This is a genomic window from Mesorhizobium sp. M0664 (genome assembly GCF_040320565.1).
Taxonomy (GTDB): domain Bacteria; phylum Pseudomonadota; class Alphaproteobacteria; order Rhizobiales; family Rhizobiaceae; genus Mesorhizobium.
This window is the reverse complement of sequence record NZ_JAMYPW010000023.1, coordinates 25,839-40,760: the sequence shown is the minus strand read 5'-3', so window position 1 is coordinate 40,760 and position 14,922 is coordinate 25,839. Positions and strand designations below refer to the sequence as shown.

Here is a 14,922-nt window from a genome sequence, read left to right as displayed (position 1 = left end):
GGCATCGATGAACACCATTATTCGCCGAGCTTGGATAGCGGCACCTCTATCACGCTGAGAGCCTGTTATGCTGGTCCAGCGTTTGATCGCAGTCTTGATCCATGCGAGCAGCTTGTGAGGGATGCAATCGAACGAGGCGCTGCTCCCACAGCCGTCGCAGGCCCTCCATCAGAGCTTCACGCTTAGCCTGATCCGGCGCAATTGTATTGAGGAGATCTCCCAACACGGCTTCGCCCTCAATCCGCATCAGCAGATTAAACAAGTCGTGTGAAATTCGTACACTGTCACTGCTGAAGTGGGTCGTGCTGATCTCGCAGTGAGTCTCCCGACGATCTGGCGCTTTGTAAGCGCGGGTTTGATGGAGGGACACATAGGGCGGCAACGAAACCGCAAGCGCAGTCCAATCCTGCAGCGTTGTAGCCCGCTTTTTTACCAGGAAGGGCCCGACCACAAGTCCATCCAGCTCTGTCGTCAGAAAGGTGGCAATCGCGTCTGCAACCGAATCCACGATCGGTTCGGCATTGTTGTTAAAGGACGTATTGAGCAGAATTGGAGTGCCTGTGCGCTTCTTGAACGCATTGATGACCTCCCAGTACGCGGGATTGGCGTTGCGCGATACTGTTTGCAGGCGAGCGGTACCGTCGACGTGCGTGATGGCACCGAGCAAGGCGCGCTTTGAGTCACGCACGCGAACGACGAAATTCATGAATGGAAATTCGTGCCTACCATCCGGGAGGTCGAAAAATTCGCTCGCATCCTCCTCCAGCACAGATGGCGCGAAGGGCCGATAGCCTTCGCGCTTCTTGACCATCGCATTGATCCGGTCCTTGTTTGCGGCGGGCCGAGGGTCGGCAAGAATGCTGCGGTTGCCCAGCGCACGTGGCCCAAACTCCGAACGACCCTGCACCCAGCCGATCACGGCGCCGTTGGCGATCCAGTCGGCTGCACTGCTTGCCACGTCATCAGAGCGTTCAATCTCGAGATGTCCGGCCCATGCATTCAGTTCCTGTTGCACGGCGCGCTCGCTCCCGAGATCAGGACCCCAATAGACCCCCTGCAGTCGCTCACACGGCGCGGGGCGGCCCATCTCGTTAGAGACTATCAGCGCAGCTCCCAATGCGCAGCCAGCGTCGTGAGACGCGGGTTGCACGAAAATGTCTTCGAAAAGCCCTGAATACAGCAGCTTACCGTTCATCGTGCAGTTGTGGGCCACCCCCCCCGCCAGGCACAACCGCTTCATGCCGGTGGCCTCACGGTGATGCCGGAGAATGTGGAACACGATCCGCTCAAGCGCTTCCTGCAGTGACGCACTCACATCTCGATGCTGCTGGGTGAAGGGCATTCCCTTTCGCCTGACCTCGATATTGCGGAGCAACGCCGGACCGATGCGGTCGAGGTGAACACGGTAGCCACCGCCGTTGGCGGAGAGCTCGTAGAACTGCTCGAAGAGCTCGCGATAGGGAGCGGGGTCGCCGTAGGGCGCGAGTCCCATTACCTTATACTCGTCGAACAAGCCGTAGCCGAGATAGCGGATCGTCTCGAGATAAAACAGCCCAAGAGAATTGTTCTCGGGGAAAGCCTCGAGTTGCGTAATTTCTGTGCCAGACCCTACCGCCAAGAGGCCCGATAGGAAATCACCAGAGCCATCAATCGCTAGAATGAGACTTTGTTCGAAGCCCGACATTGCAAAGGCGCTCACGGCGTGCGCCTGATGATGACTTACGAATGAAATACGCGAACTGTCCAACTTAGTGCCGAACTCACGCGTTAACAGATCCTGCACCAACGTTTTAGCATCCAACGGAATGGAGAGAATGTCCGGGTGGGATGCGGACATACCTTCAAGCATGGCGTTGGCATAGGGCTCGCTGGCGTAGAGCGCGACACGATCAATGTCGTTGAGCTGAACCCCCGCCGCTGACAGACAGTATTGAATCGAACGAATTGGGAGCTTGTTGGAGTGTTTCATCCGATTGAGGCGTTCCTCTTCGACGGCTGCTATCACCCGTCCGTCTCGGACGAGCACCGCGGCGCCATCGTGCATAAAGGCGTTCCGAAGCTCGAATCGGTTTTCATGGACTTGGTCAAGTCCGCCGCTAATTCCTAGACACAGCATTTCTTTCTCCACATAGTGACGGGCAAGCCAAATTGGCCTGCCTCAGACCGTTTCCAACTAAATAGGCCGCGTTGTCGCTTGCAGCTGCAACCGCCTGTCAGGCATCACCGGCATCAAAGAACGCCTCATAAGGGTCCGCCTGAATCAACATGAGATGCTTCGATCGTGGCGCCTGCCATTCCATGACGCCGAGAGCTTGGCTGGATCATCGAATCTTGAGCGGCTGCTGACTTGCATGCCGGCGATGCCGTTTTCATCTGCAGCACGAACTTGTGACGCGGGCTGCCTATATCCTTGCGAAGGGGCGGCTGTTGACGAATAATGCCGCGCCGTGAACTGGCCCGATTTCATTCCCCGAAAGACCGTCGCACAGGCGACTGACATGTGCTGCACTGTCCGCCTGCTTCCCGGTCGCACATCCGATAACGCCTTCGCTTGTGCAGGAGGCCGCATCGCGTCATTCGTCGGCCAAACATGGCACCGACTGGAAGCCCGGCAATACCGCGTAGATGTAAAGTGCGCTGATGTTGTATGGTAGCGCTGCCGGCCGGGTCTCCAATCCTCTGCCCAAACGAGCGGACTGCCTGCGGCAAAAAGCCCGCCACAAGCAGAATCGCGCTGGGCAGCTGGCTCGCCTGCAAGACTTCGCAGCTCAGGAACATTGGGGACGACTAGCGTCGAACCGCCGACATGATCGGCCAGTTGCAACTCACTTCTCGGCACGACCTCCACTGCACGTCAGGGCGCATGGAAGATTTTCTCCTTTGGATGGGTGACCGGTGCGGACGTGCTTTTGTCCATGCAAGATTTCCGAAGAGTTATGAAATCGTTTGTTTCGATCAAAGTCATCCACGCTATGAATAGCTGCCGGACATGCGCTTCAAAGGGGCTTCAGGCTTCCCGGATGGCTACTCCGATTCGAAGCGCGTGGCATTCCATGCGCTCTATGACAACATTTTTCAGCAAAGGGTATGAGAGCAAACCCACACTTCTTTTTCAGAAGTCGCTTCGAAGCAGCCGAGGCCTTGATGGGCTTCTTCACCAAGTTCGGCGATGGTGCCGCAGACATTCTTCCTCTTTCCGGGCTGAACAAGCGCAGAGTTCGCGCCTTGGCAGTGTATCTGGGCGCTCCGTCTGATCTTGTTGAAAAGATCCCGACCGCCGACCTGGAGAACCTCGTCCCGGTCTCACATACGATGAGATTGACGACTTCCTCGAAGGCCAAGAGATCAACGAAGCGGCGCACAGGCGTATACTTCATGCGCATTCCAGCACAGCCCATAAGCGAGCGCTTCCCGTCACAACGATTGCCATGACGGGTTCGATATTTAGGCATCGGCAATAGCGTCTCAACATACACGATCGATGGGCTTGCCGCAGTTAGGCAAGCGGCCTGAATTACCGCTGGAGCGAAGCGCTGCTCTTTCAGCCCGCATGCGGTCATGAGGTTGACAGTGTCGGCACGTATCGCCGAGGCCGGCACGCGAACTCATTCTCCCTGAATGCCTGCTCTATCGATCTTCCGCAGCGTAACCACTTGACCGGTCGCTTCGACATTCCAGGCACCTGGATTCTAGCCGATCCTTGCCGCTCTCCTTCGGCCGGTCGCAATGCTGGACGTGCGGCCGTTACGCGATGCAGAGCTGGTTGTCAGATGCGTGATGCGAAACGTGAGATGCAGCTCCAGTTTTGGCGATGGCGGGCTCGCCGCATTGTTGATATCATCCGCACAGAACAGGCGCGCAAATGACATCGGATTCAGAGAAGGCTGAGGCGGTCGAGCAGTTACTTGATACACCTGACCTTGCAACCGCACTGGAAAGCGAACAGTTCAAGAAATTCCTCGACCAGGTGCCGATCGCCATAGCCGTTTCGGACCTTGCCGGTGAAGAGCGCGTGGTCTACGCCAATCCGGAATTCGAGAAACTCTCAGGCCTGATGGCCGCCAGGCTCACCCAAGAAAACTGGGCGGCCCTTTTAGGCACGGGCCTCCATCAGCAAAAGGACAGGCCGCTAGCCGAGGCGGTGGTCGAGGGAACCGATTTGGTCGGCACCTTCAGGCTGGAGCGCGGCGAGGACAAACCCGCGATCGTCGACGTTTATTCCAACGTGATCGAAGACGATAACGGCAAGGTTTGCTTCCGGCTGGTGGCGCTGGTCGACGTATCGGCTCACGGCGAGGCGGGAGATCAGCGCTCGGTGGAGGAGCGTGTCAGCGAGAAAGACACGCTGCTGCGCGAACTGCAGCACCGGGTGAAGAACAACCTGCAGATGATCACCGCGCTGATCCGGCTGGAAAGCCGCAACGCGACCGAGGCCGACCGGAGAAGGTTTGAGCGGCTTGCCGGTCGCGTCGACGCTCTGGCGATCCTCTACCAGACGCTAACGGCCGACGAGCCGAAGGAGGAGGTCGATCTTGGCGTCTATCTCAGCCAGATCGCGTCCGCGGTGATGAGCTCGCATGCAGTCGAGGGGATCCGGCTGGATATGAAGGTGGATACATATCCCGTGTCAATAAACGTCGCCATGCCGGCCGGGCTGGTCGTAAACGAATTGCTGACCAATTCACTAAAGCATGCGTTCCGGGGCCGCGATGGCGGCACGATAACACTGCACAGCGTCGTCGATGGCGACGGCTGCCGGGTTATAGTGGCGGACGACGGAATCGGCCTGCCGGAAGGCGAGGTGTGGCCCAAACCAGGCAAGCTCGGAGCGCTGATCGCGCGATCGCTGACCGAGAACGCCAAGGCGCAGCTAGCCGTCGAGTCCAGCGCCAACAAAGGGACGAAGGTGACCATCGTTTTCAAGCGGTCGGCGGCAGCAAGCTGAACGGTTGCTGTCGAACTAGCAGGCTGGCGGCTGGCTTCATGTCGCGGCTTTGAGCAGGTGGCTGCAAATAGGCTAGGTCGCCCTTCACGGCCTGCTTCACATGGTCGAGGTCTTCCATTATGCTCCAGGCTTGCTGCTTCCGACTTCGGCGGCCAGTCCATCCCCACCTAGCGGAAGGCACTCCCGCCTGATTACGTTGCGGCTTGAGTCTTGACGGCGGGGGCACCTGACGCCTTCGCGCTCATCACGCGCGGGCCGGCAATTCAGCAGCGAGTCATCGCTTGGCCAATCTTGCCGAGGACGAAGGTCTAACCTACAAATAAAATTGGTCCGACTGTTCGTGGCCGGAGGTAACCGCGAATTTGCGCTATCGGGACAGGAGAGCAGTGCTGTAGGCAAACCGCGATGCGTGCATTCGTTCGATTGGTTCTACGATTATCCTGACGCCTGGGGTGACCAGTTGCACCAGTATTTCCTACTACGCGCAATCTTTGTAGGGTCATGTGCAGATCATCGCGGCCCGCCAAGACATCGGAAAACTGATCGACGATCCTTCAACCCCTGAGATATTGCGCGCCCGAATGGCATCGGCGGCCGCCACATAATAGTTTGCGGCAAAGACGGCCGCGATCGAACGGCTGAGGACGCGCTCGCCAACAGATTGCGCGACAGACGATGGGGTGGATACCGCGGATACGACGCCTGGTTCGATGCTCCGATCAACAACGCGAAGCTCGCCGCGACTTCCGTCTACAGCGATTCGGTTCAAAGGCTTGGCGCGTTGGACAAAGCTCGCCGCGCCGAAGCGCGATGCATAGAAGCCGGGATAGTCGCCCGAACACAAGTCGAACAAGCGGAGTGGTCGACCGTTTCGTCCTCCCCGGGGACGAGCCGGTTGCTCTGGCCTGGGGCGACCTGATGGGTCTTGCGGAGCACCGTCTCCAGCATGGCGATCAGGTCTTCGGGAAGTATGGCCTCATTCTGCACAGACGGTTTTGCATGGCTGTTACGGATGCCGGCGGGCACGGTGGCGATATGGCGGTCCTTTCGATCGAGCGGCTCGCCACGCTGCGTATAATTCCACGCCAGGGAGGAGAGACGGCGCTCGATCGTCGCCACAGAGTTTGGTTTCTTGTCTCCTGTAACCTTTCTGGATGCACAGGCCGTGATGTAGAGGCCGACGGTCTGCGGATCAGGCGGCAACACCTCCGAGGTGCTGCCGGCGCGCCCAGGCGCAAAAAATCCGCTCTCGACCGAGCGGCGTCAGACCGGTATTCTTATGGATGTTCATCCGGTCCCCCTGGAGTCACTGAAGCTTCGACAATCTCAGCTTTCCCGGTTCGGACCGGATGGACAAGCTACTGAAAGCTCACAACTAGCTACCAATGCGATCAGCTTTCGGGCTATCGGGCGCATCCAGGGAGGATGGGTATGTTCTTGGCTAACGGGCTCAAGCTGCGGGACCGCGGGTGCACGCTGGCACTGATGTTGGCGATCATATGTGTATGTGCGCCTGCACTGGCGGCAAACGCGTCGGATCAGGCGTGCCGGTCCATCGCCAAGCTCAAAATTCCAAGCGTGATCTTTACCGAGGCTAGCCTTCAAAAGCCGCAGGAGATCCCCGCAGATCCCTTCACTGCATTCACCGGCGCCTCGCCTCAGGCGGTAAAAGTGGGCGGGCACTGCCTTGTCCGAGGTGTTATCGGGAAACGCCAGGGGGTCGATGGTCAATCATATGGCACCCGGTTTGAGGTGCGTCTTCCGACGACCTGGAATGACATGTTCCTTTTCCAGGGCGGCGGCGCAGTTGATGGCTTCCTGGCGCCGGCCGTCGGGACCATTCCTTGCCGGAACTCGACCGCGGCTCCCGGGCTCTTGCGCGGCTACGCTGTTGTAAGCATGGATGGCGGGCACCCAAGCCCCGATCCGGCTTTCGGGGTCGATCAAGCCGCACGCATTGATTTTGCGTACGCCTCCATTGGCAAAGTCACTTCGGTCTCGAAGCAGGTGATTGCAAAGTTCTATGGGGCGGCTCCGAAAAAGTCGGTGTTCATGGGATGCTCGAATGGCGGTCGTGAGGCGTTGATAGCGGCTCAGCGATATCCGCTCGAGTTCGACGGCATTGTTGCAGGTAGCCCGGGTTTTCGTCTCAGTGCCGCCAACATTGCCGAAGCCTGGGATACTCGCCAGTACATGAGCATCGCTCCCAAGGATGAGGCCGGCCATCCCATTCTATCCCGCGCCTTCTCCCAGCAGGATCTGAACATCGTCGCCAAGGCGGTTCTCGCTGCCTGTGATGCTCGCGATGGCATTGAGGATGGCGTCATCAACGCCTGGCAGCAGTGCCGGTTCGACCCAAAGGTCCTGTCCTGCCAAGGCGATAAGACGGACAGCTGCCTCACGGCTGGTCAAGTGCAGGCCATGAGCCGCGCGTTCGCGGGTCCGGAAAGCTCCGATGGCGAAAAGCTTTACAGCGATTGGCCATATGATACGGGCGTTGCGGGCGCGGACTGGAGAATGTGGAAGCTGGGCAATTCCCCCACTTCCCAGTCGGATGCAAATAACATCGTTCTGGGAGCCCGCTCGCTTCAATACTACTTCATGACCCCCCCGGCGCCGAATTTTGACCCCCTGAAGTTCGACTTCGACAAGGATCCGGCACGCGTTGCGGATACGGCCAAGCTCAATGATGCGACCGGCACGTATCTCGCCAGCTTCGCTGCCCACGGTGGAAAGCTGCTCTTGTTTCAGGGACTTTCCGATCCGGTCTTCTCAGCCAACGATCTGGTGCGCTGGTACAAGCAAGTCGTCGAGGTCACAAGCGGCGGCGATTTGGAAGCGACTCGCCGTTTCGTGCGCATGTTCATAATCCCGGGGATGACCCACTGCGGCGATGGCCAAGCCTTCGACGACTTTGATCCTTTGGCCGCCATCGAGGGCTGGATAAACCAAGACAAGGCTCCGGATTCTCTCGCGGCTGGCAGCAAGGCATTCCCCGGCAAGCACCAGCCGATCTGCGCTTATCCCACTCAAGCTGCCTATGGCGGTAAGGGAAATCCCGATGAGATCGCGAGCTATTCGTGTCGGGGATAAGAGACCTCGTCATTTGTTCGCTTCAATCTGCGCGCATTCCCGGAACAGGTCTCCCGGACCAAGGATCGGTTGGAAAAGCTAAACCCGGAATTTGTGGGCCGTGCCATAACGCAGTTGATGATCATGCCTGACTACGAAGCGTCGGCCGCCGATAGTCTGGACACAGCGCTCGCTGTGCTCGATGAGGTAATTGTTATCGCCTGAGATCTGACCGCCTCATCCCAGCGGACAAAACGGGGGCATCAGAGCCCGGACGCCTTGGTGAGATTTACGCGGAAACGATCGCGCCGGCGCTGATAATTTCGCGTCATCTCCGCGGAGGCATGGCCGAGCTGTTTTTGCACATAGCGTTCGTCGACCTCGGCCGACGAGGCGAGGCCGGCGCGCAGTGAGTGGCCGGCGAATTTCTTGGCCCGTTCGCCCTCCGACAGATCGCCGCGCACGCCGGCGGCGAGCGCCGTGCGCTTGACCAGGCGTGCGACCTCCTGGTCGTTCAAGCGATCGGCACCGACGGCTCTGCCTTGACCAGCAACGCGCCGAAACAGCGGTCCGTGCGCAATGCGCGCCAGTCTTAGCCAGGTCTGCAGAGCGACCACAGGGCAGGTGGCGTCGGAGGAGCCGCGGCCGATTTCGACCTCGCGCCAGCCGGTTTTGCGGCGCAATGTGACAAGCAGACCCTTATCGGCAAAAATCTCGACCCAGCCGCGCCCGTCCTCGGTCTGATCCCTGCCGACGTCGAGGCCGACGATTTCGGATCGGCGAAGGCCGCCGGCGAAACCCAAAAGCAGCATGGCGCGGTCGCGCAGACCACGCAGCGTGCCGCGGTCGAGGGTCTCGAAGATGCGATCAGATCCTCGGGCAGGACCGCTTCCTTCTGCCGGGGAGGGGAGGCGTGGGTGTTTCGAACGCCAGCCATCACCGTGGCGATATGCCGGTCCTTGCGGTCCAGCGGCTGGCCGCGCTGGGCAAAATTCCAGGAGAGCGACGAAAGCCGGCGCTCGATGGTTGAAACGGTGTTGGGCTTTTTGTCGCCAGTGGCCGTACCTGACGCGCAGGCGGCGATATAGAGCCCGACGACCTCAGGATCGGGCGGGAACATCTCGATGCCTTGGCGCCGGCACCAGCTCGAAAAATGCTTCCAGTCGGCTGCGTAGGCGCGGCGCGTGTTGGCCGAACTCGCCGCCTCGATATAATCGCGCGCGCGGCCGGCGAGCGCCTCAAGCTGCGCAGGCAGGCTGGGATTGGCAATGGCTGGAAGGGGAGGGGACCAGGCTAGGTCGGCATCGCCCATCTGCATGACGATATCGATGATGTCGGGCAAAGCCGCGGCGCTTTGTGTGTGAAGCTTGTCCGAAATTCGTAGCATATTTCGGACATCTTGACCGTCACTTCGTCCGAAATCGGACCACAGATTTCGGACAAAGCCCCGGCATCAACCCGCCAATATCTCGATCTGCCGTCGCCGCTGCAAACGTCGCCTGTGAGAGGCGAGCCGCCTCTAAACTGGTCGTATAAATAATAAGAATGTAGTCAACTTCCATATTTTAGAGGGCACGCATGCTGCCACTCAACCGGCCTGATCACCACACAAAGTGAGGAAGAACCTGGTTAGGTGCAAAGCGACAATTGCCTCGACAGCGGGTCCCGGAAGGTTTATGCTGCCCAATCTTACCGCAATCCGAAATGGCGATTGAGTACCTTCACGAGTGAAGGGATTCCCGCGGTCTTAGAGATGAGTTGTCGAATGGCGCGAAGTCGCACAGAATCGCGAAGTCGCACAGAATCGTGTGTTTGATACCGATCAGGATCGCGAGCTATTTCAGGCGCAGAGAGGTCTTGCGCCCGATGCACGAGTTGCTCCCGGTCCAACGGAAGTGAATGGGGTGGAACTGCTTTGTCGACCAAATTGTTGACGGAACGTCCGGCGCCCATTGTTGCTACATGTCTGGATTCTTGGGGCGTTTTGGATGATGCAATCCACCATCTCACTCCAAAGGGCAGTGGAATCTGGAACAATGTCGCTTTTGTACGCAGGACATCCTTCGCGCCCGATTGGCATATTGTCTTTAACTCTGCTTCTATTTTTGGGCTCCCTGTTGATATCGAGGCGAGTCCAAACAGGACAATTTTTGCAATCGGCGAACCGCCGACGAAAGCTCATCGCGCATTTCATGAAGGGCAAGGGAAAAATACCATCGTCCTGACGTCTGACGCAGAGCTGGCTGCTCGGCAGAATGCAGAGCGCCGATTCGTTTTGTCTCCACCTATCACTCGGTCTTGGTCTGTAACAAAGACATATGACCAACTTCTGGTCAGCGAAGTCGTGGACAAGCCGCTTCGGCTCTCATGGATTACCAGTAACATCGCCCTGCTTAAAGGGCATCGATATCGGCTGGCGTTTCTGGAACGGCTGAGAGAGGAGCTCGATTTTGACCTGTTCGGCCGAGGTTTTCGGCTGATTGGAGATAAATGGGACGCACTCGCACCGTACCGTTACAGTATAGCTTTCGAGAATACTCGTGCTGATTACTATTTTACAGAGAAGCTTATGGACTGCTTCGTTGCTGAAACAATGCCGATCTATTACGGCAGCCCGGCAATCACGAGGTTCTTCCCTTCCGACTCAATGGTTCTGATTGACCCAGAGGACAAGAACGTAATCCAAAAAATTCAAGAAATCATCGACTCGGACCTCTGGAAGGAGCGTCGCGGCGCAATACAAGAGGCGAAGCGGTTGGTTCTTGAGAAATACAATACGTTTGCTTATCTCGCGGGCTTCATCGAAAGCGTTCACGATAAACCCTTACCGCCGGAAGTTATACACATCGGTTCGCCTGCGGTCGATTTTGGGACAGACGAATGAAGTACTCCAACGCTCGCTTCGCGTGCCCGGCGGTTGGTGGTCTGGCGAGATCGGTACGGAGCGCTCGGCGGAGAATGCCTACCTGCGCAGACGGGCCGGCACGGGCGCACGAGGTCATGCGCCCCCGGCTGCCGCTGATCAGACGAACTGGGGAAGGCCAGGAACGGAATTGAGGACCTCGTCCACGAGTTCGTCGCCGGCATGTTCCTTGGCGAAGGCGATCGTCTCGTTGGCGATGGCGGCGATCTTTAGAATGCTGAGACCCTCACTCATCAATTGCTGGCCGAGCCCCATGAGGCCGCCTCCGCCCTCTGGGTCGTTGCCATGATACTTCGCCACTAATTCCGAAGCTCCGGGAATGGCCGCGATCATGCGCGCAACGGGACCGTCGGCCGCGTGGCGTTGCAGGAAACCCAGCATTAACCCAACGGCCTTCTCTGCGAGAGCCGGGCCGATGCCGGCACCAGTGGCGATGCGCGATAAGAATTCTTCCATGGCAGGGTTCGTCTCTCTTTAATGAGGTTTACACGGGGCCGGTCCGGCGCCCAAAGCGCCCTTGGCCGAACCACAATTGAACTCCACAAAAATAGGCCGGCGGAAGTGCTATTGCAACTGCGCGTAAAACCGCCTCTGTCAACGCAAGCTGCGTCGGACGTGCGTATTTCGCAAAAACGGGACAGTCGTTCCGCTAAATCGCGGACAGCAGTTTCACTAATTCGCGGACAGCAGGATGGGGTCGGCGCTCGGTTGCCTGGTTGAAGTCATTTGCGATTGATTTCGCCGTTTTCGGCGCCGGTCAAGGGCGGCGGTGTTTTTTGCTTTCTCATGCTGTCGCCTTCGAGGGTGATGCGATGGGCGTTGTGGATGATCCGGTCGAGAATGGCGTCGGCTATTGTCGGCTCCGCGAATGCTTCATGATGCACCTTTCCTTGATCGCCTGGTCCGTTGCAGTCGGCGTTGAAGTTGATCGATCTGGTCGCTGGAAAGGTTTCCGCTTGGCCGCGGGCGTCACCATTTCTTTCCCACAAGATCCTTCAACGCGGCATTGTCGAGCATGGCGTCGGCCAGAAGCCGCTTCAGCCGCGTGTTCTCGTCCTCCAGAGCCTTCAGTCGCCGAGCCTCGCAGACATCCATCCCGCCGAAGCGGGCCTTCCAGTTGTAAATCGAGGCGTCGCTGACCCCGTGCTTGCGGCACAGATCGGCAACCGATACCCCGGCCTCATTCCTTCAAAATTCCGATGATCTGCTCTTCAGAGAAGCGGCTACGTTTCATGTCCTGGTCCTCTCGATGGGCCAGAACGAACTTCAAACCGGATTAGATAAGAGGGGCAAGGTCAAGGTCGATGACTCAACTGTTGTGTGGGGAGAGCTCTTACTTCTCATTCGCTCCAAATGCGGACGCGGCGCACGAGCTCGGAAGTTGAGATCCCGTAGCGATCGTGAAGCGTCGGCAGCGCGCCAGCGTCGAGGAACTCGTCGGGCAGGGCGATCTGGCGAAAGACTGGGGTCACTCTCTCGCGCATCAGCAGCGCGGCAACGCCTTCGCCAAGGCCACCAATGATGGTGTGGTTCTCCGCCGCCACCACCAGCCGTCCCGAACGGCGCGCGGCAGCGAGTATCGCCTCCGTATCCAGAGGTTTGATCGTCGGAACGTGCAGAACGGCGCAGCCGATCCTGTCGGCTTCAAGCGCCTTCGCGGCCTCCAGCGCGCGCATGGTCATCAGGCCGCTGGAAATGAACAATACGTCCGCGCCCTCGCGCAGCATTCGCGCCTTGCCGATTTCAAATGTATAGTCGTCTTCGTCGAGCACGACAGGAACCTTACCGCGCGAAAGCCGCATGTAGACCGGCCCGTTGTAGTCCGCGATCGCCTCCGTGGCCTGTTCGATGTCGAGCGCGTCGCAAGGGTCGATGATCGTCAGGTTCGGCATCCCGCGGAAAATCGCGATGTCCTCCGTCGCCTGGTGGCTGGGGCCGTAGCCGGTCGTCAGCCCCGGTAAGGCGCAGACGATCTTCACATTGAGTTTCTCCTCGGCGATCGCCATGCAGATGAAATCGTAGGCACGTCGCGATGCGAAGACGGCGTAGGTGGTGGCGAAGGGCGTAAAACCCTCCCGCGCCAAGCCGGCGGCGGCGCTCATCAGCACCTGCTCCGCCATGCCCATCTGATAGAAGCGGTCCGGATGCTCCTGTGCGAAGACATGGAGATCGGTGTATTTCGCGAGGTCCGCCGTCAGGCCAACTATCCCGGGCCGCTGGTGCGCCAGTCTGGCCAGTGTGTGCCCGAACGGCGCATTGCGTGTCGGTACGCCATCGGGCGCGATCGACGCGATCATCGCCGATGTGGTCTTGCGCTCACCGGCATTGGCGGCGTGGCGCGGCGCGAACTTTGACAACCTCAACGCGGACGTCCCTTTTCCAAAGCTTCGAGCGCTAACGTCCATTCGTGCGGTTCGACGCGGATGAAATGCGTGATGTCGCGGGTTTCCAGGAATGGCACACCCTTGGCCATGCGCGTATCGCAAACGATCACACGCGGATGAGGTTCCTTCAGGCCGCGCGCCATGTCGAAGGCCTTGCGGACCGCCTCGATGTCGTTGCCGTCGACGCGCTGCGCATGCCAGCCGAACGCCTCGAACTTGTCGGTCACCGGTTCGGAGGAGAGCATGGCCGTCGACGGACCATCGGCCTGCTGATTGTTGAAGTCGACAATGGCAATGAGATTGTCGAGCTTGTGGTGGGCGGCCGACATCGCGGCTTCCCAGGTCGAGCCCTCACCGAGCTCGCCGTCGGACAAAAGATTGTAGACGAAACTGTCGCTTCGCTTGCGCGTCAGCCCCATGCACATGCCAACGGCAATGCCAAGGCCGTGACCGAGCGAGCCGCCGGTGATCTCCATGCCGGGCGTGTATGGCGCCATGCCGGACATCGGCATACGGCTTTCATCGCTGCCATAGGTTTCGAGCTCTTCCTCCGGCAGCACGCCCGCTTCGATCAGAGCCGCGTAGAGCGCGATCGCATAGTGTCCGATCGACAGCAGGAAGCGGTCGCGTCCCTCCCACAACGTGTCCTCCGGCCGGTAACGAAGCGCATGGAAATAGGCGACGGCAAGCACGTCGGCGACACCCAGCGCCTGTCCAACATAACCTTGGCCCTGGACTTGACCCATCCGCACGGCGTGTCGGCGGATACGATAGGCTCGTTCGGCCAGGCTGACATTGCTGCCAGCGCGAGGCATCTCAAGCTCCGTTGTCCACTCAGCCATGGATTAGCATCCCACCGTTGACATCGATCACGGCGCCGGTGATGTAGCTGGCCAGATCGGAAGCCAGGAAGAGATAGGCGCCGGCTACGTCGCGCGCCTCGCCCAGCCGGCTGAGCGGGATTCCCTTGATGATGTCGGCGCGCATGGCGTTGGTCAGTTTGCCGCCGGTGATGTCGGTCTGGATCAGGCCCGGTGTGATGCAGTTGACGCGGATGCCTTCGGGACCGAATTCGCGCGCCATGGCCTTGGCAAGCCCCAGAACACCCGCCTTGGCAGCCGAATAGTGCGGGCCACCGAAGATGCCGCCGCCGCGCTGGGCCGAAACTGACGACATGCAGATGATCGAGCCGCCGCCATTTTCGCGCATGTTCGGGATGAATGCCTGGCTGAGATGGAGCACGCCGCGTAGGTTGACATCGAGGATGCGGTCCCAGTCAGCCGCGCTGATCTCCAGCGTCGTGACCGGCTGCGTGACGCCCGCATTGTTGCAGAGCACATCGATCCTGCCCAAGGTTTCTGTCACTTGCGCCGCCGCCCTCTTGCAGGCGTCGAGGTCCGCGACGTTGCACGCAAGGCCGATATGGTCGGGTCCAAGCGACGCAGCGGCGTCACGCGCTTGCCCGTCATCGAGGTCGAGTATTGCAACGCGAGCCCCGTGCTGTACCATCAGCGCTGCCGTGGAGCGGCCAATTCCCCGGGGGCCCGCGGCCCCCGAAATCACCACGGCCTTGCCCTTCAGCAACAAGTCGAACTCTC

The 14,922-nt window shown here is 59.3% G+C and carries 9 protein-coding genes and 5 pseudogenes; 5 read left to right on the top strand and 9 right to left on the bottom strand.

The window, feature by feature from the left end; genetic code table 11:
- Window positions 1-49: 49 nt before the first annotated feature.
- Window positions 50-2,116 (bottom strand): carbamoyltransferase family protein, encoded by a 2,067-nt coding sequence (locus tag NKI39_RS20290; protein ID WP_352833911.1) that lies wholly within the window; start codon window positions 2,114-2,116, stop codon window positions 50-52.
- A 1,013-nt stretch (window positions 2,117-3,129) separates the two neighbouring features.
- Here NKI39_RS20290 and nadE point away from each other — a divergent pair.
- The 3 genes and pseudogenes from nadE to NKI39_RS20275 form a co-directional block, all read left to right on the top strand.
- Window positions 3,130-3,461, top strand: a pseudogene (nadE, locus tag NKI39_RS20285) (NAD(+) synthase); the annotation flags it as partial.
- A gap of 401 nt (window positions 3,462-3,862) precedes the next feature.
- Window positions 3,863-4,945 (top strand): sensor histidine kinase, encoded by a 1,083-nt coding sequence (locus tag NKI39_RS20280; RefSeq protein WP_352474131.1) that lies wholly within the window; start codon window positions 3,863-3,865, stop codon window positions 4,943-4,945.
- Between the two features lie 661 nt (window positions 4,946-5,606).
- Entirely contained in the window at window positions 5,607-5,864 is a 258-nt protein-coding gene (locus NKI39_RS20275; protein ID WP_352453904.1) for an aminopeptidase, read from the top strand.
- Window positions 5,865-5,866: 2 nt separating this feature from the next.
- Here NKI39_RS20275 and NKI39_RS20270 read toward each other — a convergent pair.
- A pseudogene (locus NKI39_RS20270) lies at window positions 5,867-6,185 on the bottom strand (integrase); the annotation flags it as partial.
- A 191-nt stretch (window positions 6,186-6,376) separates the two neighbouring features.
- On the opposite strand from NKI39_RS20270, the gene NKI39_RS20265 reads away from it, so the two are divergent.
- Complete coding sequence (locus NKI39_RS20265; RefSeq protein ID WP_352493621.1) at window positions 6,377-8,038, top strand: tannase/feruloyl esterase family alpha/beta hydrolase; 1,662 nt, start codon at window positions 6,377-6,379, stop codon at window positions 8,036-8,038.
- A gap of 242 nt (window positions 8,039-8,280) precedes the next feature.
- Here NKI39_RS20265 and NKI39_RS20260 read toward each other — a convergent pair.
- Window positions 8,281-9,404: pseudogene (locus tag NKI39_RS20260) on the bottom strand (site-specific integrase).
- 528 nt (window positions 9,405-9,932) lie between these two features.
- On the opposite strand from NKI39_RS20260, the gene NKI39_RS20255 reads away from it, so the two are divergent.
- A complete protein-coding gene (locus tag NKI39_RS20255) occupies window positions 9,933-10,901 on the top strand; it encodes a glycosyltransferase family 10 domain-containing protein (protein ID WP_352453731.1) in 969 nt (322 codons plus the stop codon).
- Between the two features lie 138 nt (window positions 10,902-11,039).
- On the opposite strand, the gene NKI39_RS20250 is transcribed toward NKI39_RS20255, so the two are convergent.
- The 6 genes and pseudogenes from NKI39_RS20250 to NKI39_RS20225 form a co-directional block, all read right to left on the bottom strand.
- Entirely contained in the window at window positions 11,040-11,396 is a 357-nt protein-coding gene (locus tag NKI39_RS20250; protein WP_352453730.1) for a hypothetical protein, read from the bottom strand.
- Between the two features lie 266 nt (window positions 11,397-11,662).
- Window positions 11,663-11,818, bottom strand: a pseudogene (locus tag NKI39_RS20245) (ATP-binding protein); the annotation flags it as partial.
- Window positions 11,819-11,889: 71 nt separating this feature from the next.
- Window positions 11,890-12,174, bottom strand: a pseudogene (locus NKI39_RS20240) (transposase); the annotation flags it as partial.
- 106 nt (window positions 12,175-12,280) lie between these two features.
- Complete coding sequence (locus tag NKI39_RS20235) at window positions 12,281-13,303, bottom strand: transketolase family protein (protein WP_502895560.1); 1,023 nt, start codon at window positions 13,301-13,303, stop codon at window positions 12,281-12,283.
- Window positions 13,300-14,139, bottom strand: coding sequence for a transketolase (locus NKI39_RS20230; protein WP_352833977.1), 840 nt, complete (start codon window positions 14,137-14,139; stop codon window positions 13,300-13,302). Before NKI39_RS20230 ends, NKI39_RS20235 begins: the two co-directional genes overlap by 4 nt.
- A 19-nt stretch (window positions 14,140-14,158) precedes the next feature.
- Window positions 14,159-14,911, bottom strand: a complete 753-nt coding sequence (locus tag NKI39_RS20225; protein ID WP_352833908.1) for an SDR family NAD(P)-dependent oxidoreductase — start codon at window positions 14,909-14,911, stop codon at window positions 14,159-14,161.
- Window positions 14,912-14,922 lie beyond the last annotated feature (11 nt).

Bases quoted from the DNA above. Each gene is read 5' to 3' on its own strand.
- NKI39_RS20265 (WP_352493621.1), top strand. From the start codon at position 6,377: ATGTTCTTGGCTAACGGGCTCAAGCTGCGGGACCGCGGGTGCACGCTG.
- NKI39_RS20290 (WP_352833911.1), bottom strand. From the start codon at position 2,116: ATGCTGTGTCTAGGAATTAGCGGCGGACTTGACCAAGTCCATGAAAAC.
- NKI39_RS20280 (WP_352474131.1), top strand. From the start codon at position 3,863: ATGACATCGGATTCAGAGAAGGCTGAGGCGGTCGAGCAGTTACTTGAT.
- NKI39_RS20250 (WP_352453730.1), bottom strand. From the start codon at position 11,396: ATGGAAGAATTCTTATCGCGCATCGCCACTGGTGCCGGCATCGGCCCG.
- NKI39_RS20230 (WP_352833977.1), bottom strand. From the start codon at position 14,139: ATGCCTCGCGCTGGCAGCAATGTCAGCCTGGCCGAACGAGCCTATCGT.